A 23,142-nucleotide genomic window follows, 5' to 3' on the forward strand; every position below is an offset into this window, starting at 1 on the left:
CCATTTCGATGCACCTGCGTGGGCGTCCCGGTTGCACACCCGGCGGCCAGGCACCACCATTTTGCGAGAGGCAGATCGGCACCGCTCGCGCATGGCCGAACTCAACTGACAGGAAACGTCGGGTTGAGCTTTTTCGGTTCTGCTTGTATCGCTCCCCAGCAAAAGGCTGTCTGCTCATGAAATTCCTCGACCTTGCAAAAGTCTACATCCGTTCGGGCGGCGGCGGCGGTGGTGCGGTCTCGTTCCGGCGGGAAAAGTATATCGAATACGGCGGACCGGACGGCGGAGACGGCGGCAAGGGCGGAGATGTCATTGCCGAGGCCGTCGACGGGCTGAACACGCTTATCGATTTCCGCTACCAGCAGCACTTCTTTGCCAAGAACGGCACGCCCGGCATGGGCAAGCAACGGACCGGTGCGGACGGAAAAGACGTAGTGTTGAGAGTCCCCGCCGGCACCGAGATCCTGGACGAGGACGAGGAGACTGTGATCGCCGACCTTGCGAAGGTTGGCGACCGCGTGGTGCTGGCCACCGGTGGCAACGGTGGCTTCGGCAACCTCCACTTCAAGACCTCCACCAATCAGGCGCCGCGCCGCGCGAACCCGGGCCAGCCGGGCATCGAGCGCACGATATGGCTGCGGTTGAAACTGATCGCGGATGCCGGCCTGCTTGGGCTGCCGAACGCCGGAAAGTCGACCTTCCTCGCCGCGACATCCAATGCTCGTCCGAAGATCGCGGATTATCCCTTTACCACGCTGCACCCGAACCTCGGCGTCGTTGGCGTCGACAACACCGAATTCGTGGTTGCCGATATCCCCGGGCTGATCGAGGGCGCGCATGAGGGTCGGGGGATCGGCGACAGGTTCCTTGGCCATGTGGAGCGATGCGCAGTCCTGCTGCACCTCGTGGACGGCACCACCGAGGATGTGGCGGGAGACTATGCGACCATCATCGGCGAGTTGGAGGCCTATGGCGGTCACCTGGCGGACAAGCCGCGTGTCACCGCGCTCAACAAGATCGACGCCCTCGATGATGAGGAACGCGCCGAGAAGATTGACGCGCTGGAGAAAGCCTCCGGCGGTCGTGTCTACGCCATGTCAGGTGTGAGCCGTGAGGGCGTGACGCCGGTCCTGCGGGCGCTCCGCTCGGAGATCGACGCGGGGCGCAAGGCGGAGCGGATTGAAGCAGAAGGCGGGGACGAGGAGCCGGGACCATGGAGCCCGTGATCGAGACCCCGTGCATTGCCCGAGCCCGCAAGCTCGTGGTGAAGATCGGCTCGGCGTTGCTGGTGGATCGCGATACGGGGCAGCTCAGGGATGAATGGCTTGCCGGGCTGGCCAGAGATGTTGCCGATGCCCGCGACCGCGGGGCGGAGATTATCCTTGTCTCTTCCGGGTCTATTGCGCTGGGACGTGCGACGCTCGGACTTGCCGCCGGCGAGTTGCCGTTGGAACAGGCGCAGGCTGCAGCGGCCGTCGGTCAGATCGAACTCGCCCGCGCCTACCGGATCGCGCTTGCGCCCTTCGGGATCAAGGCGGCACAGGTGCTCGTGACGCTGGAGGATTCCGAGGATCGCCGCCGCTATCTGAACACGCGCGCGACGCTGGCCACTTTGACCGGCCTCGGTGTCGTGCCGATCGTCAACGAAAACGACACGATCGCAACCGACGAAATCCGATTTGGCGACAACGACCGCCTTGCCGCACAGGTGGCGGTAACCGTCGGCGCCGATCAGCTTGTGCTGCTGTCGGATGTGGACGGGTTCTATTCCGCCAATCCGACGGACACCCCCGATGCGCACCGCTATGACGTCATCGACCGAATAACCCCGGAGATCGAGGCGATGGCCGGGGATGCGGGATCAGGCCTTTCCAAGGGCGGTATGAAAACCAAACTCATGGCGGCGAAGACGGCGACAAAGGCCGGATGTGCCATGGTGATTACCGAAGGCTCCGTACTTCGCCCATTGCAGGCGCTCCAGAACGGGGCGCCCTGCACCTGGTTCACCACGGAAGGCGACCCCCAGGTCGCGCGCAAGCGCTGGATTGCCTCCATGAAACCGCATGGCACGATCCGTGTGGACGCCGGCGCCGCACGGGCGCTCGACTCCGGTAAGTCGCTGCTGCCCGCCGGCGTGACCGGCGTGGACGGCGTGTTTGGCCGTGGCGAACCGGTGGAGATCATCAGCCCCTCCGGCCGAATTGGGCAGGGGCTCTGCCGCTACACCAGCGCCGAGGCAACGGCGATTGCCGGTCATCGCTCGGGCGAAATCGAGCAGATCCTCGGTTATCCAGGCCGGGCCGCGCTCGTGCATCGGGATGACATGGCGTTGTGACCCGCCCCGACTTCTTGGTAGAACGACCCGAACCCCTTTTCTCTGCCGAAAGCCCGTCATGAAAGACATCGCAGACATTCCCGCCCTCATGGCCGATATCGGCGCCAAAGCCCGCGATGCCGCGGCCACGCTCGCCTTTGCCAGCGCTGAAAGCAAGCAGGCCGCTCTCGGAGCTGCCGCCGATGCCGTCTGGTCCCGTCGCGCCGAGATCATCGCCGTCAACGAAAAGGACATGGCCTTCGGCCGCGACAAGGGATTGTCACCGGCCATGATGGATCGGCTGATGCTGGACGAGCCGCGTATTCAGGGCATCGTCGACGGGTTGCGTGCCGTGGCTGGTCAGGCCGACCCCGTGGGCGAAACGATCACCGAATGGGACATGGCTTCAGGCCTCCATATCCGCCGCGTGAGAACCCCGCTTGGCGTCGTGGGCGTGATATACGAGAGCCGCCCCAATGTGACCGCGGATGCAGGCGCGCTCTGCCTGAAGGCCGGAAATGCCGTGATCCTGCGTGGCGGATCGGAGAGCTTTCATTCCTCCGGCGCGATCCACAGCTGCCTTGCCGAGGGGCTGAGAAGCGCTGGCCTGCCCGAGGACGCCATCCAGCGTGTCCCGACTCGTGATCGCGAAGCGGTACGGGAAATGCTCCACATGACGGACACCATCGATGTCATCGTGCCGCGCGGCGGCAAGGGCCTGGTGAGCCTCGTCCAGCGCGAGGCACGGGTGCCTGTCTTTGCCCACCTCGAAGGGATCTGCCACATCTATGTCGACAAGTCCGCCGACCCGGATAAGGCCCGCAAGGTGGTGCTGAACGCAAAGACCCGGCGGACCGGAATCTGCGGAGCCGCCGAGTGCCTGCTGGTCCACAAGGACGTCGCCAGGACGCTCGGACAGCAGATCGTCGATGACCTGAAGGCGGCCGGGGTCGAGGTCCGGGCGCAGGGGCTTGACGGCTCTGCGGAGGCGACGGACGAGGATTTCGGCAAGGAATATCTCGACATGATCATCGCTGCGAAAGTGGTCGAGGACATCGACGACGCCATCGACCATATCCGCACCTACGGCTCCAGCCACACCGAAGCGATCCTCGCCGAAGATGATGCCGCCGCCGAACGCTTCTTCCAGCGGATCGACAGCGCCATCCTGATGCGCAACGCCTCGACCCAGTTCGCCGATGGTGGAGAGTTCGGCATGGGGGCGGAGATCGGCATCGCCACCGGAAAGATGCATGCGCGCGGACCGGTCGGCGCGGCGCAGCTCACGAGCTTCAAGTATCTTGTCGACGGCGACGGGACGGTTCGCCCATAGTCCCGCCGGGCTCAGAAGGCCAGGGTGACGCGGTCGTCGGCCCGTGTCGCCTGAAGGCGCCGACCGCTCTGCTTCAGCACGACCGGCAGCATGGCGAAATGCACAAGGGCGGGCGTGATGGCTTCGATACTGCCGCCCTGCAATGCCGCCCAGACCTCCGGATCGAGCTTCAGCTTCGGAGAGGTGCCCGCGACCTTCCAGCCCTCCTCATCGCGGGAAATCTCGATCTCCCCGCCGAAGGGCATTGCCGTCTCAAGGCACTGAAGCGCCAGGAAGGCGGCCTTCACATCGTCGCGGCGGCATTCAGCACCGACGGACCAGGTGATCTTGAGCCGACTGCCCTGATACATATCCTTCAGGACCGACTGGATCTCGGACCTGCCGACGCCCTGCCCCTGGCCACCATGCCCAAAGGCAATGCGGTAGAACCTGATTCGCGCATTCGCGTTGGCAACGGATTCGGAGATCAGCGACAGTTCCGGTCCGAGGTTGGCGCCCGACATCGACAGCAGTTCCACCCCGTTCCCGATGGCACCGATCGGCGAGATCAGGTCATGGCAGATGCGGGACCCGATCAAGGCCGAAAGGTCGACCGACGTTCGGGGAAGATCACTGGACATGGGAGAAGATCCTTGCAGATTGGGGAAGCATGACAGATCTCAACGCATTTCTCGAACCCGGGATGCTTGTGCGCCACCCCGACCAGCCCGACTGGGGCCTAGGGCAGGTGCAGTCGCGAATTGACCACCGCATCACCGTGAACTTCGAGCACGCGGGCAAAGTCGTCATCGATGGGCGCGTCATTGGCCTGCTTCCCGAGTACGATTAAGCGTTTGAACATCATTCATTTGGCCATTGGCACGACCGAGTTGCAACCGTAACGTGAGCCTATGGCCCGTCAACCCGCTGTAAATGGGGAGTCTTGCCAAGTGGCAGGCGACCCCCTAAAGACCCGGGCCACACCGGGGGGCCGACCCGAGCAAGGATGCCGATGACCGCTGAGGAAACCCATTTCAAGATCCGCCTGGCGAAGTCGGAACAGGATCTGCTCGCGGCACAGCGCCTGCGCTACGACGTGTTCGTGAGCGAACTCGGCGGAGACGGCGACCTGGTGGATCACGATGGCCGCTTCGAGCGCGACCAGTACGACGCGCATTACGACCACATGATCCTCGTGGACGAGCGCCGGGATGCTGCCGCGCTCGACCATGTTGTCGGAGTGTATCGGCTACTGCCGGGCACCCGTGCCGCCGAAGCCGGCGGCTTCTATTGCGCCAGCGAATACGACCTTTACGCCCTTGAGCAATCGGGGCAAAACCTACTGGAACTCGGCCGGTCCTGCGTACATGCGGACTATCGCGGCGGAACCGCTCTGGTGCATCTCTGGAAGGGGTTGGGCGACTATGTTCAGGACCACCGGATCGAGGTCCTTTTCGGCGTCGCCAGCTTTCATGGCACCGATGTGCAGGCGCTGGCCGAGCCGCTTTCCTTCCTGCATCACAACCATCTTGCGCCCGAGCCGCTTCGTGTCCGCGCTCTGCCGGAACACTTCACGTCGATGGATCTGCTTGAGGTTGACGCGATCAACCGGCCGGCCGCTGTCCGGGCGATCCCGTCGCTGATCAAGGGATACCTGCGACTGGGTGGCTATGTTGGCGATGGCGCGTTCGTGGACCGTGCCTTCAACACGACGGACGTGTGCCTCGTCCTGGACACGGCGCGCGTCAGCGAAAAACAGCTCTGGTTCTATTCCGGCCGTCGCAAATGAGCACGACCTGGCACTCGGACGACGATCCCCGATGTGAACCGCCGAAGGGCGGCGGCGCGTGGTTTCGCGTAATCCGGCGGGGGCTGCCCCTCGCGGTCGTCGTCTTCGGCTGCCTCGGGTTGCTCCTTGTTGTGCGACTGGTCGAACGCCCGATCTTCGGCCTGCGCAGACCGATCACGCCATGGATCACCCAGTTCGTCTGCATTTCGGCGCTGGCGCTTCTCGGCATCCGGCGCAGCACCGTCGGAAAGCCAATGTCCGGACACGGGGCCATCGTGTCCAACCATGTCAGCTGGCTGGACATATTTTCCCTGAATGCGCCCCAGCGGATCTACTTCGTTTCGAAGGCCGAGGTCGCGGGCTGGCCGGGCATTGGCTGGCTTGCCCGCGCCACCGGCACTGTCTTCATCAATCGCGATCGGTCGGAAGCCCGTGCACAGGCGAAGGTTTTCGAGCGGCGAATCGCAGCCGGACACAGGCTCCTGTTCTTCCCCGAGGGGACGAGCACCGACGGGATGCGCGTGCTGCCCTTCAAGCCGACGTTGTTCCAGGCATTCTTCGGCAATGGTCTTGAACCCGGTGTACGGGTCCAGCCTGTCAGCCTCGTCTACCATGCGCCCGAAGGCGAAGACCCGCGGTTCTACGGTTGGTGGGGCGACATGGAGTTCGGCGAACATCTGCTGAAGGTGCTCGCTGCGAAACGTCAGGGCCGCGTCGAGGTCATTTTCCACGAAGCGGTCGATGTGGCTGCGAGCGGTGGGCGCAAGGCGTTGGCCAGCCAATGCGAGCAGGCGGTTCGGCGTGGTGTTGGAGCCCAGCGCGATCCGGTCACTTGAGGCCTTCCAGCCACAACCCCCAGGTGGCGGTCAACGACCGCCGGACGATTGCATTCGCCGCCCTTGCCCCTGACATACCGTTTTGACTCAATGGGAACAGTCTTCGCCGCTGGCACGATTTGGAGCAAGTCCCTCTCGACGATCACAAAAGTGGATGGATGGGAGAGCCAGTGTCGGCGCGATGGCGGCCACGATCATGCAGTCGTCCAACCGGTTGGGCGCGGGCGGCTCCCTGGCGTCAATGTGGACACACGACACCCAACCGGCAACATTCCCAAACGCCCAGTTCGTTCCTCCATTGCGCGTGCAAACGAAAGCACCCCACCACCACTCGGGGGGGGGGGGGGCGGGCCGGCAAACGATCGAACGCCATCCCCAATGTCGATCATGCGCCGGCGATCAACTCCGATTGCTTGACGATCACCTCTGCCTGCTTGATCGAGGCGATGTCCACCAGGCGTCCCTTGTAGACGGTAGCCCCGGCACCTTCGGCCTTGGCCTTAGCCATCGCGGCCAAGATTTCTCGCGCCTCGGCGACGGCCTGCTCGGACGGGGTGAAGACTTCGTTGGCCAATGCCACCTGCTTGGGGTGGATGGCCCACTTGCCGACCATGCCCAGGGTGGCGGAACGTTTTGCCTGCGCGATATAGCCGTCATCGTCGGAGAAGTCGCCAAACGGCCCATCCACCGGAAGAACCCCATGGGTGCGGCATGCGGCGACGATCGCGGCCTGCGCCCAGTGCCACGGATCCGACCAGTGTTTCACGCCCTCGCGGATCATGTAGTAATCTTCCTGCGTGCCACCGATGCCGGTTGTCTGCATTCCCATAGAAGCCGCGAAATCTGCCGCACCGAGGCTCATGGCCTGCATCCGGGGCGACGCGGCAGCGATTTCCTCCACATGGGCGATGCCGGCAGCACTTTCGATGATCACTTCGAAGCTGATCGGCCTGGTCCGGCCCTTAGCTGTCTCGATGGCCGTCACCAGCGCATCCACGGCATAGATGTCACCGGCGCAGCCTACCTTCGGGATCATGATCTGGTCCAGCCGGTCGCTGGCCTGTTCCAGAAGGTCGACAACGTCGCGATACCAGTAGGGCGTGTCGAGCCCGTTGATGCGCACGGACAGGGTCTTGTTGCCCCAGTCCACGTCTCCAATGGCCTCGATGATGTTCTTGCGGGCCGCCGGCTTGTCATCCGGAGCGACGCTGTCCTCGATATCGAGGTTGATGACATCGGCTGCGCTGCTTGCCATCTTTTGGAAGATCGCCGGGCGAGAACCCGGACCAAAGAGCTGGCATCGGTTGGGGCGAGACGGGGCGGCGGGCTGGATGCGGAAGCTCATGGCGTACTCCGGTAATGATGTTTCGCAATAGGTCCCGGTTTCGCTAGAATATTGCGCGCCATCACGCAAGGATATTCTGCGCGCGCAGCATCCCGTCGCGGCGTCGCAGCGATCTCCAGTGGACAGCCAGGCTGAGTGTCAGTTCTCGCCGTTGACCGCGCCGACAGCCCCGCGCAGCGTCTCGTCAAGCCAGAGCCGCCCTGCATCGACCGAGCCAACATAGGCCTGAAGCGTCGCGGAGGTTTCCGGAACGGCGTCGCCGATGGTTCCGGCCTTCACATAAAGCACTGTGAGCAGGCCGAAGGCGAAGAAGGCAAATCCCATGCCGAAGCGGCTGCCCCGCTTGCGCTGCTCACGTTCGAAGGCAAGCACCTCTGCAATGGCATTTGCCCCGGCGGCCCCGGACATGGGGTCGAGCGTGGAATTGATCTCCTCGACATCGGGAAGCCTATCCCTACGCGAGGCGGCCTTCTGATCGAAATCAGTTGCGTAAGTGTCGCTGGGCATCACCTTGGCAGGATGGCGGCCGGTCGGCGCGACAGGGATGGCCGCTTCGAAGGAGGCCCCTTGCTGCTCCGCGCCCAACGCGTCCGGCTCAGGCTGGATCTCCATCTGCTCGGCCTCGGCATGGCGTGCGGCCCGTTCGCGCTCCGCCTCCTCGCGGAGTACGGAGAGAACGCCCTCGTCGACCCTCCGGCGCGGCGCGACACCGACCGCGGACAAGTCATCCTCGGGCTGCGGCGCCGGGGCTGGCTCGGGGTCATGCTCCGGCGCGGCGGTGCTGGCCGCAGATCGGTGCACGCTTTCCGGAACTTCCGCGACCTCAGGTTCGGCAGCCTCCGGAGCAGGGGGCGGCGAAGGTTCGGCCACGCGATCCCGCTCCGGCTCGGGCTTTGGCGCGCGCGCGGCTGACGCCCGCCCCGGTTGGCCGAGTTCTTCGGCCAGCGCCTCATCGAAATCGGGATGGGTCTGGAACCACGTGTTCCCGCAATTGGAACACTGCACGTCCCGTCCGGCTTCCGGAATGACGCGCTCGTCAACTTGATACTGGGCACCGCAGTTTGGACAGATGAGCCTCATGTCGCCCCCTCGGGCCGGGAATTGTCCCGGCATCTCGACTGTTTGCAAGTTTTGTATCAGCGGCGAAATGAAACTCAAAGAGCTAGCAAGGTGCCGCTGCCCGTTGAAACCGAACCGTTGCTCGGGCACAAGAGGGGCAAACGGCATGGACCCCACGCGTGATCGAGCTCGACAACGTCGCCTATTCCTACGGAAATGACTCCCTGTTCTCGGATGTGACCCTGCATCTGGCGCCGGGATCATTCCATTTTCTGACCGGCCCTTCGGGGTCCGGCAAATCGACCCTGCTCAAGCTCTGCTACATGGAGTTGATGCCAACCGACGGGATCATGTCGGTGTTTGGTAAGGACGTCACGACGATGGCACGCGACGACGTCGCGCGAACGCGGCGGCGCATCGGGGTCGTGCACCAGGAATGCCAGTTTCTCGATCACATGCCCCTGGCAGAGAACCTGGCCCTGCCGTTGACCGTCTCGGGCCGGGACGAAGGCGCACATGTGGACAACCTCGACGAGTTGATGGGCTGGGTTGGCCTGAGTCGGCGGGCCGAGGCCTTGCCGCCGCAGCTGTCGGGCGGCGAACGTCAGCGCGCCGCGCTCGCCCGTGCCGTGATCATGGACCCCGAAGTCCTGATCGCGGACGAACCCACCGGCAATGTCGACTGGGAAATGTCGCTCAGGCTGCTGCAACTGATGGTGGAACTGAACCGCATGGGGAAGACCATCGTGATCGCCACCCATGATCTGAACCTGATCCGGGCGGCCAAGTCGCAGGTTTCGGTCAGGGTCCTTCGGATCGCCGGTGGGAAACTGCGGCTCGCGGGGGCGGAGCTTTGAGCTGGAACGTCGTCAGTATGCTGTCGGGCGAGTCCGGCGCCGATCGCGTGGTACCGCCGACAGGCTTCACCGCGCGGCTCACCATGTTCACGGCCGCGGCCATGGCATTCCTCGCGGTTTTCGCATTGGCGTTGTCGCTGGCGACGGACCGGCTGGCCACACGCTGGTCCGATGCGCTGGCCCGCACGGCGACGGTACGGATTTCGGCACCGCCGGAACAGGTCGCCCGTCAACTTGAGGCCGCGCTCACGGTCCTTCGGACGACTCCCGGCGTGGCAGAGGCTCGCGCCCTGGAGGACGACGCACGCCGCGCCCTGCTGGAGCCCTGGTTCGGTCCGGACCTGCCCCTCGACGACTTGCAGATCCCCGAATTGATCGAGGTGATCGAGACGGAGGAGGGGTTCGACGCCGTCGGCCTTCGCGCGAGGCTTGCCGGGGAGGCCCCCGGCGCCGTGCTCGACGATCACACGCGCTGGCGGGCGCCGCTGGTGCGGGCGGCAGAACGGCTCCGCGCGCTCGGGTTGATCTCGCTGGGGCTGATCTCCGCCGCGACCGCCGCCATGATCACGCTGGCGACCCAGGCCGCCCTTGCAGCCAATTCCCAGGTGATCCAGGCCTTGCGGCTGATAGGTGCGCTTGACAGCTACATCGCCCGTGCATTCGTGCGCCGGTTCACCTTGCGGGCCCTCACCGGCGCGCTGGCCGGGACCCTGGCCGGTGTGGCCGCGGTGGCGCTCCTGCCCCGCGCGGATTCGGCCGGTGGTTTCCTGACGGGCCTGGGCTTTTCCGGGACGGGATGGGTCCTGCCGTTGATCATTCCGCCCGCCGCGGCGCTCGTCGCCTTCGCCGCGACCCGTTTCGCGGCCTTCCGGCAATTGCGGGAGACCCCCTGACATGCTGCAGTACATACGCTCGCTGATCTTCAATACCCAGATGTACCTGGTGATGGCGCTGATGGCGTGTTTCTACACGCCGATCACGCTGGTCCACCGCCCGATGGCGTTCAATGCCATCCGCACCTACTGCCGCTACGTGCGGTGGTCGGCCAGTTGGATGGTCGGTCTGCGGTCCGAAATCCGGGGCAAGGTCCCGACCGAGGAATGCCTGATCGTTTCCAAGCACCAGAGCTTCTTCGACATCATCATGATCGTCTCGGTTGTTCCGCGCCCGAAGTTCATCATGAAGGCGGAGCTGCGGTTCGTGCCCATCGTGGGCTGGTATGCAAAGTGGACCGGCTGTGTACCGGTCGACCGCGGCAAGCGTGGACAGGCCATCGAAGACATGAAACAGCGTGTCACGGACGGGCAAAGCTCCCCCGGCCAGCTGATCATCTATCCGCAGGGGACGCGTGTTGCGCCCGGGGCAAGACGCCCCTACAAGGTGGGCAGCGCCATCCTCTACCAGCAACTCGGGCAGAATTGTGTGCCGACAGCAACGAATGTCGGTGTTTTCTGGCCGCGTTTCGGAGTGCTGCGGAAACCCGGGCTTGCGGTCGTGGAGTTCCTGCCGGAGATCGCTCCGGGACAGGACAAGACCAGCTTCATGGCCGACCTTGAACAGCAGATCGAGACGGCATCCGATGCCCTGATGGCGGAAGCTGGCTTCACCATACCAGCCTAGGCTGCCTCACTCCGGTTTCAGCAACAGCAGAAGTGCGGCCATCGTGACCGCCACCCCAACCAGCACGAAACCGGATGGCACGAACTGTCCCAGCGCGACCTCCCAGCCGATGACCCAGCTTGGAACGAGGTATGTGTAGGCCATTACCTTCGCCGCCGGCAATCGCAGGGCGGCGTATTGCACCAGAACGAAGGTGATCGCGGAGCCCGCCACCGCGGTGTAGAGGACCGCGACCCAGACCACCGACGGCAGGTTCATCCAGTCCGCGCCCACGATATCGCCCCAACCATAGACCAGCAGGAGCAGCGCCCCGGCCACCAAAGTGCCGAAGCTGAAGACCATCGGCGCCTCGCCACGGTTCAGCCGGGCAACCATCGGGATGTAGGCCGCATGTGCGATGCATCCCCAGAAAAAGATCGCCTCTCCCCGACCGATCTCGAAGGCCATGAAGGCCGCCCAATCGGCCCGGAAGATCACCCAGAGCGCCCCGACCGCTCCGATCGCGAGGGCCACACCCATGCGCAACGTCATCCGCTGACCGGCAATGATGAAGCCGAAGCCGGCCGCCATGAGCGGCGTGAGCGTGAAGACCGCGGCAGAAGAGATCGGTGGCGCGGTCTTCAGCCCCTCAAACATGGTCACGAAGTAGATGGAGAACAGCCCGCCAAGGACAAGATAGCGCCAAGGCGCGCGGAAAGCGGCGTGAGGCAGCCCGATCGTGGCCAGTGCGACGCCGCCCAGAACTGCGGCGGCGATCGCAAAGCGCACGAAGTTGAGCGCGGTCGGCGCCAGCTCGTTGGCCGCCAGTCCGCCGAGGCTGAACGAGCCAGCGACAAGGGCGGAAAACAGCAGCATCGCGAAATGGCCGCGCCCTGCCTGCCCCGCGATCCGTCTTGCGCTCAAACCGCGGCCCAGTCGCGGGCCTTGGCCTTCAGGTAGTTCACAAGGGTTTGCACCTTGGCAGTCCGATGAAGATCGACATGGGTCACAAGCCAAAGGCGGCTGGTCCAATCCTCCCGCGTCGGGAGCATTTCGACGAGGTTCGGATCGCGCCGGGAATCCAGAACCGGAAGGAACCCGATCCCGGCGCCGCCGAATATCCCGTCGTTGATGGAGCGTTGCTGGGAGGCCCGGAAAACGATCTGGTCCGAGGGGACATTTTCGAACATCCAGCGGTAGAACGGCGCCCGGGTCGCGACATCGTCGGTGCAGACAAACCGATGGTTGCCCCACTCGCCTTCTGTCAGCATGCCAAAGCGTTCCACGTAGTCGCGCGTTGCATAGAGCGCCATCGGCTCGACGGAGAACGGTTGAACGATGTTGTCGGGCTGATCGGGCCGGGTGCCGGCACGGATTGCCAAGTGCGCTTCGCCGTATTCGAGCTTGAACAACCGCTGGTCGGTGAGAAACCGCACCCGGATATCGGGGTGTTCCTCCATGAACTCCACCAACAAGGGCGTGATCCGAGGTGACAGGATCGGCAGGGAGGTCACGATCAATTCGCCGGAAACGTCCGCGCCACGCCCGCGAATCCGCCCGACGAGCTGGGTGAACTGGTCCTCCGTTGCGGCGGCCACCTGCAAAAGGTCCAGCCCGGCCTCGGTCGGGGTATAACCGCGCGCATGTCGTTGAAACAACTTGGTTCCAAGCCGCGCCTCAAGCGCATCCACATGGCGGATGACGGTCGCGTGGTGCACGCCAAGTGCCTCCGCAGCGCCGGAAACCGTGCCCAGCTTGGCAACGTGAAAGGACGTCCTGATCTCGTCCCAGGTATCTACCGTCATGAACTCAAACCCGATCCGCGCATTGTGATGTGCACAACTGAACAGTTTGGTGCGGAATGACAAAGGTTTTTTTCGCCCTGTCCGTTCCCATTTCGGTGACATGAAAGCGAAACGCGGCGTTGCGCGGGATCATGCGGAACGTTGCCCCGGAGACGAAAGGTGCAACCATGCTCAGAACTCTGATGACAGTCGGGCTCATGGCGAGCCTCGCAGCACCGGCCCTGGCCGGACCGACCCAGCTCGAACGTGCTGCGGGCGTCGAACCCGGCGCATACTCAATCGCCCAGCTTGTGAAACTGAAGGCGCTCCGCACTGAGGGTGGGAAGGAGCAACAGATTGAGCGCATCCTCAATAACCCACAGGGCGATCCATTGGTCGCACGCTTGTCCACCACGGGTGGTGCCTCCCCCAGCGATTGATCTCGCATCCACCACCACACGGAGGGACGTCGGTGCCAATGGCGCCGGCGTTCCCGTGATTCATGGATCAATGCGAACGGCGGAGGTGGCTTTGGCGTCGTCAATACCCGCGCCCGTATCATCCAGTTCCGCTTCAAGGAAGCGCTCGAACGCATCAAGGTTGATTGCTTCGAACTGACCAAAGCTCTGCATCCAGATGGACGCATCGCGCAAGGCGTCGGGTTCCAGCTTGCACCATTTGAGCCGCCCGCGTTTCTCCTGCGAAATGAGCCCCGCCCGGGTCAGGATCATCAGGTGCTTGGAGACCGCAGCCAGCGACATCTCGAACGGTTCCGCCACATCGGTCACCGCCATGTCGTCTTCGAGCAACATCGTCAGGATCCGCCGGCGGGTGGGATCCGCGAGCGCGGCAAAGACGGTATCGAGGGTCGGCTGCATGAGCCGAACCTACGCGCTTGCCGCGTCATGTAAAAGTGCCATGAAACGCCCCCGCCGCGCGGGCCAATGGGGCCGGACACCTGCGATCGCCGCCTCCGTCGTGGCCGGTCAGGCTGCGGTTTCGTCGCCCTTCCGGACGCCGAAGAGGCCGGCCAAGAGGCTCCGGGCGGAGCGAGCGTGCTTGACCAGGGCCCGGGCGCGCAATTGGCTGGCCTGCCGATCGACACCGCGCAGTCCGGCCCCCTCGCTGGCAAAGATGAGTTGGATCTGTTCCACCTGTTTGTCCTCGGATGTGGGGTTCGCCTGTCTGTCGGGCGCTAGATAGGTCGCTATCGCCAGCGCGAACAGGCACCGCAGCGGTATTTCCGTGTTGCAGCCCCGGCATGACAACGCCCAGCCTGCTCCAATGCGCAAGAAACGGGTGGCGGTCCGGGCGCGGGCTTGTCATGGAGCGCGCGACGGAGGGTTGCATGGCATTCAGGGACTGGCTTTGGGTACTCGCGCTCGGCACTGGCTGGGGCGCATCATTCATGTTCAACGCAGTGCTGCTGCGGGAGGTCGGACCCTTGTCCGTGTCCTTCCTGCGCATCGCACTTGGCGCGGCTGCCTGTTGGATCTGGGTCGTGGCAACCGGCAAGACGGTGCCGTGGCGCACGGCACTGATCGGACCGTTGTTCGTGCTCGGCGCGATCAACTACGCGATCCCGCTGGCGATCTACCCGACGGCGCAGCAATACGTGACCAGCGGCGTGGCCGGGATCGTCAACGCGATGATGCCGATCATGGTGGTGATCGTTTCGCATTTCTGGCCGGGCGGAGAGAGGGCGACCCCGCTCAAGAGCCTCGGCATTCTGTTCGGCTTCGCAGGGATCGTGGTGCTGACGCTGCCGGCCTTCGAACCCGGTGCGCAGTCGGATGCCTGGCCGATCCTCTTCATGATGCTTGCACCGATCTGCTACGCGGTCGCGATGAACTACCTGCGTCGGTTCCACGGAATGGATCCCGCGATCATCGCCGCATCGGCCCTCACGGCAGGCGCCATGGCCATAGCCCCCGTGATGCTGGCCACCGAGGGTATTCCAACCGTGACAACGCCTGAGGGGCTTCTGTCCTTGCTAGGAATCGGGCCGATCCTGACAGGACTGTCCTTCATCGCGGTCTACGCCCTTGTCGGGCGGGTTGGGGCCACCAACGCCTCCACCGTGACATTCGTGGCGCCGATCTCGGCGGTGCTGCTGGGCCATTTGGTGCTGGGTGACGTCGTGGCGATGGAACACATGCTCGGGATGGCGCTGATCTTCTGCGGATTGATCGTGATCGACGGCCGCCTGATCCCTGGATTCGCCCGCACTTGAGAGCCCGTGGGAGCGGTGGCACCCGATACCGTCAACCAGATGGTTGAATTTGGACTCCGACGAGTGTTCGGCGCTAACGGTGGGTGTGAATTTCATGATGTTAATTTAATTTATAAATTAGAACACCTTATGCGATCTCGCGCTCGCAGCATAGCCGATTGACTCGGAGCGCACCTGCGGAATAGGTTGCCCCGAACTGTTGGAGGGTGGCTCCCATTGGCGGATGACAGCGAACGCGAGCGGCTGAGGCAGCTCGAGAAGAAAATCGCGGCGGCCAAAGGTGAAGACAAGAGCAGCCAGTCGACGGGGGACCTCTCTCAGGCGAATGTCGCCTGGCAGATGGTGACAGAGCTTGTGGCCGGCATCGTGATCGGCCTTGGCGTCGGATTGGGGCTGGATGCCGTCTTTGGCACGAAGCCGATCTTTCTGGTGCTGTTCATATTGCTGGGCTTCGTGGCCGGTGTGCGCGTGATGATGCGAACCGCCAGGGACGTTCAGGAGAAGCAGATGGCCAAGGCCGCTGCAGAGGAAAAGCAGGCAGCGCAAGCCGCCGGGGAAAAGAGGGACTGAGACGTGGCAGACGAAGCAGCACAGGGCGGCGGCATTTCCATCCACCCGATGGACCAGTTCAAGGTCGAACCGCTGTTCGGTGGTGACCATGTGGGCATGTTGACCCCGACCAATGTGACGCTCTGGATGGCGCTGGCCGTTCTCGCCGTGACGCTTTTGCTGGTCGTTGGCACCCGTGGCCGCGCGATCATCCCGAGCCGCGCCCAGTCGGTCGCAGAGCTTGCCTACGGTTTCGTCTACAAGATGGTCGAAGACGTGGCCGGCAAGGATGCGATCCGCTTCTTCCCCTACATCATGACCCTGTTCATGTTCATCGTGACGGCGAACTTCCTCGGCCTGTTGCCGATGTCCTTTGCCACCACGTCCCACATTGCCGTCACGGCCGTGCTGGCGATGGCGGTATTCCTGACGGTGACCATCCTCGGCTTCGTGCTCAACGGCACCAAGTTCCTCGGCCTCTTCTGGGTCAGCTCGGCGCCGCTCGCGCTGCGTCCGATCCTCGCCGTGATCGAGCTCATCTCGTACTTCGTGCGCCCGGTGAGCCACTCCATTCGTCTTGCCGGCAACATCATGGCCGGCCACGCGGTGATCAAGGTGTTCGCGGGCTTCGCCGCGATTGCCACCATCGCACCAGTCTCGATCCTGGCCATCACGGCCGTCTACGGGCTCGAGGTTCTCGTGGCCTTCATCCAGGCCTACGTCTTCACGATCCTGACCTGCGTGTACCTCAAGGACGCGCTTCACCCGTCGCACTAATCCACACGGGCGGTCAGACCCGCACACACTTACTGTTTACTTCCAATCGCAAGGAGATACGAAAATGGAAGGCGATATCGCAAGCATGGGTCAATTCATCGGCGCCGGCCTCGCAGCCATCGGCTCGGGCGCTGCTGCCATCGGTGTTGGCCACGTTGCCGGCAACTTCCTGGCGGGTGCCCTGCGCAACCCGACGGCGGCTGCCAGCCAGACCGCCACTCTCTTCATCGGTATCGCATTTGCGGAAGCCCTGGGCATTTTCTCGTTCCTGGTCGCGCTTCTGCTGATGTTCGCCGTCTAAGAGACTTCTGAGATCCTTGCCGCCAGGGGGGCGGGCCGACCCGCTCGGCCCCCTTGGTGAACTTCCAGATCCAGGAGGACAGCATGGCAGGCGACAGCCACGCAACTACAGAAGGCGCCATGGGAGCCCTGCACGATGCCGCACATGGTGGCACCGATGCGGCGCATGCGGCCAGCGAGGCCGGAATGCCGCAGCTGGACTTCTCGACCTTCCCAAACCAGATTTTCTGGCTGATCGTCACGATCCTGGCGATCTACTACATCCTGTCCAAGATCGCCCTGCCGCGCATCGCAAGCGTTCTGGCCGAGCGGAACGGGACAATCACGAATGACATCGCAGCCGCCGAAGAGCTGAAGCTGAAAGCCGTGGAAGCGGAAAAGGCTTACGAAAAAGCTCTGGCCGAGGCACGCTTCGAAGCTCAGAAGATCGCCACGGAGACCCGTGCCGTGATCAAGGAAGAGCTCGACGTTGCCACCGCCAAGGCTGATGCCGAAATCGCAGCCAAAGCGGCCGAATCCTCGGCTCGCATCGCGGAGATCCGAGACAGTGCCATGGCAAGTGTCGAGGCCGTTGCCAAGGACACCGCCACCGAGATCGTCGGTGCGTTGGGTCGCCCGGCCGATGCCGGCGCCGTTGCCGAGGCTGTGGATACCCACCTGAAGGGAGACGCCTGATGCGCAAGCTCATCCTGAGTGCCGCCCTGACCGGTGCCGCGGCCCCGGCCTTCGCAGCCTCCGGCCCCTTCTTCTCACTGGGTAACACGGACTTCATCGTCCTGATCGCCTTCCTCGTCTTCATCGGCGTGCTGGTCTACTTCAAGGTTCCCGGCATGCTGGGCGGGATGCTGGACAAACGTGCCGAGACGATCCGCAGCGAACTCGATGAGGCTCGCGCCTTGCGCGAGGAGGCCCAGACCGTTCTCGCGCAGTTCGAGCGCAAGCAGCGCGAAGTCTCCGAACAGGCCGACCTGATCGTTGCCCAGGCGAAGACGGACGCCGAGGAAGCTGCAAAGCAGGCCAAGGTGGACTTGGAGAAATCCATCGCACGCCGTCTGCAGGCCGCCGAGGACCAGATCGCCTCTGCCGAAGCCAACGCCGTCAAGGAAGTCCGCGACACCGCGATCAATGTCGCCATCGCTGCTGCTGCCGACGTCGTGGCCAAGGGCATGAACGCCAAGGACTCCGCAGCGATGATCGACGAGAGCATCAAGGTCGTCGAAGCGAAACTGCACTGATCCACACCGGATCAAGGGTTTGAATGGGCGAGGCATGGTATCCATGCCTCGCCTTTTTTGTGTTTGAAGGGGTGAGCGGAGTAGCAGGTGGCCACATCACTGCCGAGGCGGTCGCACCTGACACACCACGTCCTTCGCCACCCCGCAACCAACCCCTCCGGCCCGGCCGATATCCGCCCCGGGGCGGGGCGCTTCGTTTTCGGCAAGCTCGCTCGGTTCACACCGGGCCGATGGAAATCCGATATCGTCGGAATTGCTGCACTCCTGGCAATCAAGCGCACCTACTAGCCGATCTGACCCGGCTCGCCCGGGCTGCATCGCAAGATCTCACGGCCGCGGAGTGACATGATCCTCAGGAGGGCGCCGATGTTTCAGCGACCCGTTCAGGATCACTGGACTCACCTCCACGGGCAAGATCGGGCGTAGCACAGCGAGAGAGGTCGACAGGTGTTTTGCCAAAAAAACGCCGTGCGCCTGCCCCGCCAAAAAAAGAATCAGCGCGCGAGCGCCTCGGACACACGGGCAAGCCCCTCACGGAGGATCGTGGGATTGTTGGCATAGCCAATACGCACGTACCCCTCCATCCCCAGCGCGGACCCCGGGGTGAAGAGAACGCCGGTCTCCTTCACCAGGTCGATACAGAAGTCGCGCGAACTGACGGGAAGGTGCAGCTTCAGAAGCGCGGTGGTGCCCGACCGCGGCCGGACCCAACTGATCAGCGGTTCCCCTGCGACCCATTCATCCAGCGTGGCGAGATTCTCGCGCGTGATCGCTTGGCTGCGGGCCAGGACGGCCTCACGGTGTTCCAGCGCGATGGCGGCAAAGTGGTCGTCGATCATGCCAACGGAAATCGTGTCGTAGTCCCGATGGATGGAAACCGCCTCGATCACCTCGGGCGGGGCAGCGATCCAACCCAGGCGCAACCCGGCGAGCGAGAACGCCTTGGACATCCCGGCAGTGCCGATCCCCCGCTCGTAGACATCCGCGATCGAGGCCGTCATGCCAGAACCTTCCTGATCCGTGCCGCGATACACTTCGTCACACAGGATCCAGGCGCCGGACGCGCGCGCGATCTCGGCAATCTCCTCCAGCATGGGCCGGTCGATCAAGGCACCGGTCGGATTGTTGGGGTTGTTCATCGCGATCAGCCGCGTTTTCGGCGTCACCATGGCCCGAAGTTCATCAAGATCCGGCAGGAAGCCGTTCTCCTCTTTCAGCGTCAGGGTCTGCACATCTGCGCCGATGCTTGCGGGGATCGAGTAGTGCTGCTGATATGTCGGCACGATGGCCACCACGTGATCGCCGGCACTGACCATCGCCTTGTGCACCAGCATGTTCGCACCAATGGTGCCATGCGTGACGATGATGTTCTGCGCAGGTTGACTGTCATAGAGCGCCGAAATCGCCGCACGCAGCCTGTCGGACCCTTCGATCGCACCATATGTCATCTTCATCGAAAGCACTTCGGAGAGGTCTGTATCGTTGCGCCCCGCAAGTGTCAGCAACTCCCGGATCGTCAGGCTCTCGACGCAGGTTTCGGCAAGGTTCCACGTGCAGCGCGTCTCCCACTCGTTCATCCAGATTTCGACGCCAAAGGGTTCGATATGCATTCGGATCCGTTCTCCATCCAGGTTGCATGCGCTGTGCTCTGCCGCTGCCCTCATAGCGTTCCTTGCAGAGCAAACGGAAGGGGTACAATGGATGGCGCAGCGGAACAATCGGTGTGGCCCACGGGCAGCGGCCCTGGACGCCGCTCCAGCGGGGTGTCGAAGCACCTGCCGTCCACATATTTACCATATTTTCGGGCAAACCTGCGACAGATGACCGTGGCGCATTCCGTCTGAGGGCCCGGCGCATTGTTGCTCCGATCTCATCGCAAAACGCCGCCAAAGAGGGTAAGCAAGCAGATCGGCAGTCGATGGTTGGGACAGAAGATGATGGATGACAACGCGATGCAGGAGGACGCAACTGCTCCGGTACGGCCAATGGCGACGGACACGAGCGCGAACGACTTCGTGAAAGCGCCGGCGCAGATCACCTCGACCGTGAAGCTCGTGATCTGGGACCTTGATGAGACCTTCTGGAATGGCACTCTGTCCGAGGGCGGCATTGAGCCGGTGGAAGCCCATACTCAGATGGTCCGCACATTGGCCGACCGCGGAATCCTGTCCTCCATCTGTTCCAAGAACGACAGCGCAGCCGCCAAGGCAGAGTTGGAAGCCCTCGGCATCTGGGAGTTTTTCGTGTTCCCGCATATCGACTGGACCCCGAAGGGCCAGGCAATCGGGAATATCCTGAAGCGCGCGCAACTCCGTGCGCCGAATGTCCTTTTCCTCGACGACAATCCCATGAATCTGGAGGAAGCCGCCTTCTTCAACGAAGGGTTGCTGACCTATGACGCCCGTCAGGACCTTCTGTCCCTGTTGGACATGCCGGGCCTGCAAGGTAAGGACGATCGCGAGCACGCCCGCCTGAAGCAGTACCGGATGCTGGAGGCAAAGCAGTCCGATCAGGACGCGGGCGCACTCGACAACATCGATTTCCTGCGTCAAAGCGACATCAAGGTTGAGATCGTTGCCGACTTCGCGCCTCACATGGATCGCGTGCTGGAACTGATCAACCGCACCAACCAGTTGAACTACACCAAGAACCGGGTGGAGACCGACGAAGCGCGACAAGATCTGGAGGCATTGCTGTCCACTGTCGGCGTTCATGCCGGGCTGGTGCGCGTCTCCGACCGCTACGGCGACTACGGATTTGTCGGATTCTTCGTGACCCGGCTGCAGTTCGACCGCACAACGGTTCACCACTTCTGCTTCTCCTGCCGCACGCTCAACATGGGTGTGGAGCAGTTCATCTGGGAACGTATCGGCAGCCCGTCAATCCAGGTGAGAACGCCAGTGGCCAACCCGGTGAAGTCCTTCGACACGGTCGACTGGATCACCGAGGTCGCCTCTGCCGACAGGGCGTTCTCCGACAACAACCAGCGGTCGCTATGCCTTGTCGGCGGCTGTGACCTTCAACAAGTCAGCTTTTATTGCGGCAGCCGCCGCGCCGAGTTCGTCAACACGGAACGGGACGGCTACCTTGTCCGCTACGACGATCCCGGGTTCTTCCTCAACCCGCGTCCTCCATTGCGCAACAGCCAGGTTTTGAAGAAGTTTCCGACCTGGAGTTGGCAGGATATGGTCGACCTAGACACGGCCCTCGCCGAAAGCGACGTGATTCTGTTGTCGCTCTACTTCGCGTTGACGGGAGGCAACTTTTTCTCGTTCGGCGGAGAAAAATGGGGCGGTGAATACCTGCTCAAGGTGCCTCCGCGCACATTGCGGAAGTACATGCGCTCGGAAGAGGCGCTGTGGTTCGCCAAGGCATTCTATCACCGCCCGATGGCGGTCACCAAGGCGGCCAGTCTGGTCTACAAGAGCTTCTTGCGGGCTGCGGCTCTGTCCGGCCCAGAATCGCGGATCTTCGTGATTACCGCCGTGACAAAAACCGGCCCACAGGCCGAGCGCACGAGGGAGACACGGTCCGTCTACAACCGGATATGTGCCGACTTCTGCGCAAAGGAACCGAAAGCACAGTTGGTGGATCTCGACCACATCTTGCCGCTGGACGACATTCAGGACAGCGACCACTACACACGCGCGGGCTACTTCAGGATTGCGAAATTCGTGAACGAGACCATGGACGCACACTCCCAAAGATCGCGAACCGGCTGACCCGAAAGGTACCCGCCCGGCGCACGAAGCCCTTCACCTCCAAACTGCCCTGTTGGCATGTGTCCGGTGAACCCGGTCAGGTGATTGCGTGCAAACGATCAATGCGCGCGCCACTCCGGCATTCTTCGTCGTCAAGGCACTTGGTACAAGGCAACCGCCTCACCCGTCTGGCGGGCGATTGCATACGGACACCGAGGCACTGTCCCGCGTATGGCGGGCGATGTCTGGAGCCGCTCCGAAGGGGCATTCCGAATGCTCAACCTGCTTGAGCATTCGGGTTCAAGGTTCAAGGTTCAAGGTTCAAGGTTCAAGGATGTGCTCAGCCGAGGCTGTGCGCATCAACCTTTCCGGGCATCCCAAATGTCCTGCGGCACGATCGCACCGGGGTGGGTGATGACATCGGCTGCGAAGTTGTGGCCCGACAGCAGCGCGGCTTCGATGCTGGCGCCCTGGGCGTATTCCGTGAGGAACCCGCCCACGAAACTGTCGCCGGCCGCCGTGGTGTCGACCACCTTCTCGACGGTGCGGAAGCTGGGGAGCGTGTCGCTCCTGACGCCGATCGGGAGCGGTCCTTCGCCCCCGCGCTTCAGCGCGCCGAATGAGCAGCCATACCCTTCGATCCGCGCCAGAACCGCGGCACCGTCGGCATCGCCGAACAGGTCCATTTCGTCATCGACAGAGGGAAAAGCGATGTCGCACTTGCTCCAGGCCTTCGCCACAGCGTCCCGCGCGGTCGCTTCATCGGGCCAGAGCTTGGGGCGATAGTTGGAATCGAAAGCGACCTCTCCCCCGGCGGCACGGAAGCCATCGAGCCAGTCGAAGAAGGCATCGCGGGCCTCTGGTGACAGGATCGCAAGTGTAATCGCGCTGTAGTAGACGATATCGAAGCCTGAAAGCGCCTCGAAATCAGCCGGATTGGTGAAGAGAGTCCGCGCGGCGGAAGTCTCCCTCCAATAGGTGAAGCTTCGCTCGCCCGCAGCATCGGTCGTGATCGCATAGAGCCCCGGATTGCGGGCCGGGTTGTGCCGGATATGCGAGGTGCCGACCCCTTCGCTTTCGATGAACGCCAGCATCCTGTCGGACAGCGGATCCTGACCGACGACCGTCACGTAATCCACCGCGTAGTCCTGTGGCAATCCGCGGCGCAGGTAGATTGCTGTGTTCAGCGTATCGCCGGCATAGCCCACACGGGACTGGCCTTCCTCGGCGCCAAGCGCCAACTCGATCATTGCCTCGCCGACACAGGCGAGCTTCTTGGAGGGTTTTGACATGTCACGTCCTTTGACCACTGGGCGCCGCAGAGGCTTTGCCATCCCATTACCGTGGCAGTTCAGCGAGTGCAAAGCGACATTCTGGATTTGGTCACACCAAAACAGGCGTTCCGTCCAATGCGGCAATCAGCTTTGAACACCCCGGAGTTGCGGCCTGCCA

The 23,142-nt window shown here is 63.2% G+C and carries 28 protein-coding genes; 19 read left to right on the forward strand and 9 right to left on the reverse strand.

The genetic code is table 11. From position 1 onward, the window contains the following. The first annotated feature begins 176 nt into the window (after positions 1-176). The 3 genes from obgE to CLV78_RS17665 are packed head-to-tail and all read left to right on the forward strand — an operon-like array spanning position 177 to position 3,647. The gene (obgE, locus tag CLV78_RS17655; RefSeq protein WP_106206486.1) at positions 177-1,226 is read left to right on the forward strand and encodes a GTPase ObgE; all 1,050 of its coding nucleotides are present in this window, start codon (positions 177-179) and stop codon (positions 1,224-1,226) included. Continuing rightward, positions 1,214-2,335, forward strand: coding sequence for a glutamate 5-kinase (gene proB, locus CLV78_RS17660; protein ID WP_106206488.1), 1,122 nt, complete (start codon positions 1,214-1,216; stop codon positions 2,333-2,335). Before obgE ends, proB begins: the two co-directional genes overlap by 13 nt. Positions 2,336-2,393: 58 nt before the next feature. Next, positions 2,394-3,647: a glutamate-5-semialdehyde dehydrogenase gene (locus CLV78_RS17665; protein ID WP_106206490.1), complete on the forward strand. Its 1,254-nt coding sequence runs from the start codon at positions 2,394-2,396 to the stop codon at positions 3,645-3,647. Positions 3,648-3,658: 11 nt separating this feature from the next. On the opposite strand, the gene CLV78_RS17670 is transcribed toward CLV78_RS17665, so the two are convergent. Further along, positions 3,659-4,267 (reverse strand): histidine phosphotransferase family protein, encoded by a 609-nt coding sequence (locus tag CLV78_RS17670; RefSeq protein ID WP_106206492.1) that lies wholly within the window; start codon positions 4,265-4,267, stop codon positions 3,659-3,661. Positions 4,268-4,296: 29 nt separating this feature from the next. Here CLV78_RS17670 and CLV78_RS17675 point away from each other — a divergent pair, with 29 nt between their 5' ends. The 4 genes from CLV78_RS17675 to CLV78_RS24965 all read left to right on the forward strand — a co-directional run bounded on the left by CLV78_RS17675 (position 4,297) and on the right by CLV78_RS24965 (position 6,668). Further along, positions 4,297-4,476, forward strand: a complete 180-nt coding sequence (locus CLV78_RS17675; protein WP_106206494.1) for a DUF3553 domain-containing protein — start codon at positions 4,297-4,299, stop codon at positions 4,474-4,476. 162 nt (positions 4,477-4,638) lie between these two features. Beyond that, positions 4,639-5,415, forward strand: a complete 777-nt coding sequence (gene olsB / locus CLV78_RS17680) for an L-ornithine N(alpha)-acyltransferase (protein ID WP_106206496.1) — start codon at positions 4,639-4,641, stop codon at positions 5,413-5,415. Then, positions 5,412-6,251, forward strand: a complete 840-nt coding sequence (olsA, locus tag CLV78_RS17685) for a lyso-ornithine lipid O-acyltransferase (RefSeq protein ID WP_106206498.1) — start codon at positions 5,412-5,414, stop codon at positions 6,249-6,251. Before olsB ends, olsA begins: the two co-directional genes overlap by 4 nt. 90 nt (positions 6,252-6,341) lie before the next feature. Continuing rightward, the gene (locus CLV78_RS24965) at positions 6,342-6,668 is read left to right on the forward strand and encodes a hypothetical protein (protein ID WP_106206500.1); all 327 of its coding nucleotides are present in this window, start codon (positions 6,342-6,344) and stop codon (positions 6,666-6,668) included. Here the strand turns inward: CLV78_RS24965 and CLV78_RS17695 are convergent. Together CLV78_RS17695 and CLV78_RS17700 are read right to left on the reverse strand one after the other, a co-directional pair. After that, a complete protein-coding gene (locus CLV78_RS17695) occupies positions 6,637-7,596 on the reverse strand; it encodes an L-malyl-CoA/beta-methylmalyl-CoA lyase (protein WP_106206502.1) in 960 nt (319 codons plus the stop codon). The genes CLV78_RS24965 and CLV78_RS17695 overlap by 32 nt on opposite strands. A gap of 138 nt (positions 7,597-7,734) precedes the next feature. Next, entirely contained in the window at positions 7,735-8,676 is a 942-nt protein-coding gene (locus tag CLV78_RS17700; RefSeq protein WP_158263592.1) for a zinc-ribbon domain-containing protein, read from the reverse strand. A 158-nt stretch (positions 8,677-8,834) separates the two neighbouring features. Here CLV78_RS17700 and CLV78_RS17705 point away from each other — a divergent pair, with 158 nt between their 5' ends. The 3 genes from CLV78_RS17705 to CLV78_RS17715 are packed head-to-tail and all read left to right on the forward strand — an operon-like array spanning position 8,835 to position 11,132. Next, a complete protein-coding gene (locus CLV78_RS17705; RefSeq protein WP_106206506.1) occupies positions 8,835-9,512 on the forward strand; it encodes a cell division ATP-binding protein FtsE in 678 nt (225 codons plus the stop codon). A 17-nt stretch (positions 9,513-9,529) separates the two neighbouring features. Beyond that, the gene (locus CLV78_RS17710; RefSeq protein WP_106206508.1) at positions 9,530-10,405 is read left to right on the forward strand and encodes a cell division protein FtsX; all 876 of its coding nucleotides are present in this window, start codon (positions 9,530-9,532) and stop codon (positions 10,403-10,405) included. 1 nt (position 10,406) lies between these two features. Beyond that, positions 10,407-11,132, forward strand: a complete 726-nt coding sequence (locus CLV78_RS17715) for a lysophospholipid acyltransferase family protein (RefSeq protein ID WP_106206510.1) — start codon at positions 10,407-10,409, stop codon at positions 11,130-11,132. Between the two features lie 6 nt (positions 11,133-11,138). Here the strand turns inward: CLV78_RS17715 and CLV78_RS17720 are convergent, their stop codons facing one another. Further along, positions 11,139-12,035 (reverse strand): DMT family transporter, encoded by an 897-nt coding sequence (locus CLV78_RS17720; RefSeq protein WP_281261154.1) that lies wholly within the window; start codon positions 12,033-12,035, stop codon positions 11,139-11,141. Then, entirely contained in the window at positions 12,032-12,916 is an 885-nt protein-coding gene (locus CLV78_RS17725) for a LysR family transcriptional regulator (protein WP_106206563.1), read from the reverse strand. Before CLV78_RS17725 ends, CLV78_RS17720 begins: the two co-directional genes overlap by 4 nt. Before the next feature lie 167 nt (positions 12,917-13,083). Between CLV78_RS17725 and CLV78_RS17730 the strand changes: the two genes are divergently transcribed. Continuing rightward, the gene (locus CLV78_RS17730) at positions 13,084-13,335 is read left to right on the forward strand and encodes a hypothetical protein (RefSeq protein ID WP_146136725.1); all 252 of its coding nucleotides are present in this window, start codon (positions 13,084-13,086) and stop codon (positions 13,333-13,335) included. A 60-nt stretch (positions 13,336-13,395) separates the two neighbouring features. Here CLV78_RS17730 and CLV78_RS17735 read toward each other — a convergent pair whose 3' ends face one another. Beyond that, the gene (locus CLV78_RS17735; RefSeq protein ID WP_106206516.1) at positions 13,396-13,773 is read right to left on the reverse strand and encodes an ArsR/SmtB family transcription factor; all 378 of its coding nucleotides are present in this window, start codon (positions 13,771-13,773) and stop codon (positions 13,396-13,398) included. Positions 13,774-13,881: 108 nt separating this feature from the next. Then, a complete protein-coding gene (locus CLV78_RS24015; RefSeq protein ID WP_158263593.1) occupies positions 13,882-14,049 on the reverse strand; it encodes a hypothetical protein in 168 nt (55 codons plus the stop codon). 194 nt (positions 14,050-14,243) lie between these two features. Between CLV78_RS24015 and CLV78_RS17745 the strand changes: the two genes are divergently transcribed. The 7 genes from CLV78_RS17745 to CLV78_RS17775 all read left to right on the forward strand — a co-directional run bounded on the left by CLV78_RS17745 (position 14,244) and on the right by CLV78_RS17775 (position 18,277). After that, the gene (locus CLV78_RS17745; RefSeq protein WP_106206520.1) at positions 14,244-15,128 is read left to right on the forward strand and encodes a DMT family transporter; all 885 of its coding nucleotides are present in this window, start codon (positions 14,244-14,246) and stop codon (positions 15,126-15,128) included. Between the two features lie 216 nt (positions 15,129-15,344). Next, on the forward strand, positions 15,345-15,698 hold the full coding sequence (locus tag CLV78_RS17750) for an AtpZ/AtpI family protein (RefSeq protein ID WP_106206522.1): 354 nt from the start codon (positions 15,345-15,347) through the stop codon (positions 15,696-15,698). Between the two features lie 48 nt (positions 15,699-15,746). Next, positions 15,747-16,454 carry a F0F1 ATP synthase subunit A gene (locus tag CLV78_RS17755; protein WP_106206565.1) on the forward strand — a complete coding sequence of 236 codons (708 nt, stop codon included), beginning with the start codon at positions 15,747-15,749 and terminating at the stop codon, positions 16,452-16,454. Between the two features lie 64 nt (positions 16,455-16,518). After that, entirely contained in the window at positions 16,519-16,755 is a 237-nt protein-coding gene (locus CLV78_RS17760) for a F0F1 ATP synthase subunit C (RefSeq protein ID WP_106206524.1), read from the forward strand. Positions 16,756-16,838: 83 nt separating this feature from the next. Continuing rightward, positions 16,839-17,429, forward strand: a complete 591-nt coding sequence (locus tag CLV78_RS17765; RefSeq protein WP_425427963.1) for a F0F1 ATP synthase subunit B' — start codon at positions 16,839-16,841, stop codon at positions 17,427-17,429. Continuing rightward, positions 17,429-17,989, forward strand: coding sequence for a F0F1 ATP synthase subunit B (locus CLV78_RS17770; protein ID WP_106206526.1), 561 nt, complete (start codon positions 17,429-17,431; stop codon positions 17,987-17,989). The genes CLV78_RS17765 and CLV78_RS17770 overlap by 1 nt, the downstream gene beginning before the upstream one ends. Positions 17,990-18,076: 87 nt before the next feature. Continuing rightward, a complete protein-coding gene (locus CLV78_RS17775) occupies positions 18,077-18,277 on the forward strand; it encodes a hypothetical protein (RefSeq protein ID WP_106206528.1) in 201 nt (66 codons plus the stop codon). 206 nt (positions 18,278-18,483) lie between these two features. On the opposite strand, the gene CLV78_RS17780 is transcribed toward CLV78_RS17775, so the two are convergent. Then, the gene (locus tag CLV78_RS17780) at positions 18,484-19,599 is read right to left on the reverse strand and encodes an aminotransferase (protein ID WP_106206530.1); all 1,116 of its coding nucleotides are present in this window, start codon (positions 19,597-19,599) and stop codon (positions 18,484-18,486) included. A gap of 324 nt (positions 19,600-19,923) precedes the next feature. On the opposite strand from CLV78_RS17780, the gene CLV78_RS17785 reads away from it, so the two are divergent. After that, positions 19,924-21,711 carry a hypothetical protein gene (locus CLV78_RS17785; RefSeq protein WP_106206532.1) on the forward strand — a complete coding sequence of 596 codons (1,788 nt, stop codon included), beginning with the start codon at positions 19,924-19,926 and terminating at the stop codon, positions 21,709-21,711. A 338-nt stretch (positions 21,712-22,049) separates the two neighbouring features. Here CLV78_RS17785 and CLV78_RS17790 read toward each other — a convergent pair whose 3' ends face one another. Continuing rightward, the gene (locus CLV78_RS17790) at positions 22,050-22,982 is read right to left on the reverse strand and encodes a sugar kinase (RefSeq protein WP_106206534.1); all 933 of its coding nucleotides are present in this window, start codon (positions 22,980-22,982) and stop codon (positions 22,050-22,052) included. Between the last annotated feature and the right edge of the window lie 160 nt (positions 22,983-23,142).

Source organism: Aliiruegeria haliotis (genome assembly GCF_003003255.1).
GTDB lineage: Bacteria > Pseudomonadota > Alphaproteobacteria > Rhodobacterales > Rhodobacteraceae > Tropicimonas > Tropicimonas haliotis.

Excerpts from the sequence above, each read along its gene's own strand:
- obgE (WP_106206486.1), top strand. The coding sequence starts at position 177 with ATGAAATTCCTCGACCTTGCAAAAGTCTACATCCGTTCGGGCGGCGGC.
- proB (WP_106206488.1), top strand. The coding sequence starts at position 1,214 with ATGGAGCCCGTGATCGAGACCCCGTGCATTGCCCGAGCCCGCAAGCTC.
- CLV78_RS17665 (WP_106206490.1), top strand. The coding sequence starts at position 2,394 with ATGAAAGACATCGCAGACATTCCCGCCCTCATGGCCGATATCGGCGCC.
- CLV78_RS17670 (WP_106206492.1), bottom strand. The coding sequence starts at position 4,267 with ATGTCCAGTGATCTTCCCCGAACGTCGGTCGACCTTTCGGCCTTGATC.
- CLV78_RS17675 (WP_106206494.1), top strand. The coding sequence starts at position 4,297 with ATGACAGATCTCAACGCATTTCTCGAACCCGGGATGCTTGTGCGCCAC.
- olsB (WP_106206496.1), top strand. The coding sequence starts at position 4,639 with ATGACCGCTGAGGAAACCCATTTCAAGATCCGCCTGGCGAAGTCGGAA.
- olsA (WP_106206498.1), top strand. The coding sequence starts at position 5,412 with ATGAGCACGACCTGGCACTCGGACGACGATCCCCGATGTGAACCGCCG.
- CLV78_RS24965 (WP_106206500.1), top strand. The coding sequence starts at position 6,342 with ATGGGAACAGTCTTCGCCGCTGGCACGATTTGGAGCAAGTCCCTCTCG.
- CLV78_RS17695 (WP_106206502.1), bottom strand. The coding sequence starts at position 7,596 with ATGAGCTTCCGCATCCAGCCCGCCGCCCCGTCTCGCCCCAACCGATGC.
- CLV78_RS17700 (WP_158263592.1), bottom strand. The coding sequence starts at position 8,676 with ATGAGGCTCATCTGTCCAAACTGCGGTGCCCAGTATCAAGTTGACGAG.
- CLV78_RS17710 (WP_106206508.1), top strand. The coding sequence starts at position 9,530 with ATGCTGTCGGGCGAGTCCGGCGCCGATCGCGTGGTACCGCCGACAGGC.
- CLV78_RS17715 (WP_106206510.1), top strand. The coding sequence starts at position 10,407 with ATGCTGCAGTACATACGCTCGCTGATCTTCAATACCCAGATGTACCTG.
- CLV78_RS17725 (WP_106206563.1), bottom strand. The coding sequence starts at position 12,916 with ATGACGGTAGATACCTGGGACGAGATCAGGACGTCCTTTCACGTTGCC.
- CLV78_RS17730 (WP_146136725.1), top strand. The coding sequence starts at position 13,084 with ATGCTCAGAACTCTGATGACAGTCGGGCTCATGGCGAGCCTCGCAGCA.
- CLV78_RS17735 (WP_106206516.1), bottom strand. The coding sequence starts at position 13,773 with ATGCAGCCGACCCTCGATACCGTCTTTGCCGCGCTCGCGGATCCCACC.
- CLV78_RS17745 (WP_106206520.1), top strand. The coding sequence starts at position 14,244 with ATGGCATTCAGGGACTGGCTTTGGGTACTCGCGCTCGGCACTGGCTGG.
- CLV78_RS17755 (WP_106206565.1), top strand. The coding sequence starts at position 15,747 with ATGGACCAGTTCAAGGTCGAACCGCTGTTCGGTGGTGACCATGTGGGC.
- CLV78_RS17760 (WP_106206524.1), top strand. The coding sequence starts at position 16,519 with ATGGAAGGCGATATCGCAAGCATGGGTCAATTCATCGGCGCCGGCCTC.
- CLV78_RS17765 (WP_425427963.1), top strand. The coding sequence starts at position 16,839 with ATGGCAGGCGACAGCCACGCAACTACAGAAGGCGCCATGGGAGCCCTG.
- CLV78_RS17770 (WP_106206526.1), top strand. The coding sequence starts at position 17,429 with ATGCGCAAGCTCATCCTGAGTGCCGCCCTGACCGGTGCCGCGGCCCCG.
- CLV78_RS17780 (WP_106206530.1), bottom strand. The coding sequence starts at position 19,599 with ATGCATATCGAACCCTTTGGCGTCGAAATCTGGATGAACGAGTGGGAG.
- CLV78_RS17785 (WP_106206532.1), top strand. The coding sequence starts at position 19,924 with ATGATGGATGACAACGCGATGCAGGAGGACGCAACTGCTCCGGTACGG.
- CLV78_RS17790 (WP_106206534.1), bottom strand. The coding sequence starts at position 22,982 with ATGTCAAAACCCTCCAAGAAGCTCGCCTGTGTCGGCGAGGCAATGATC.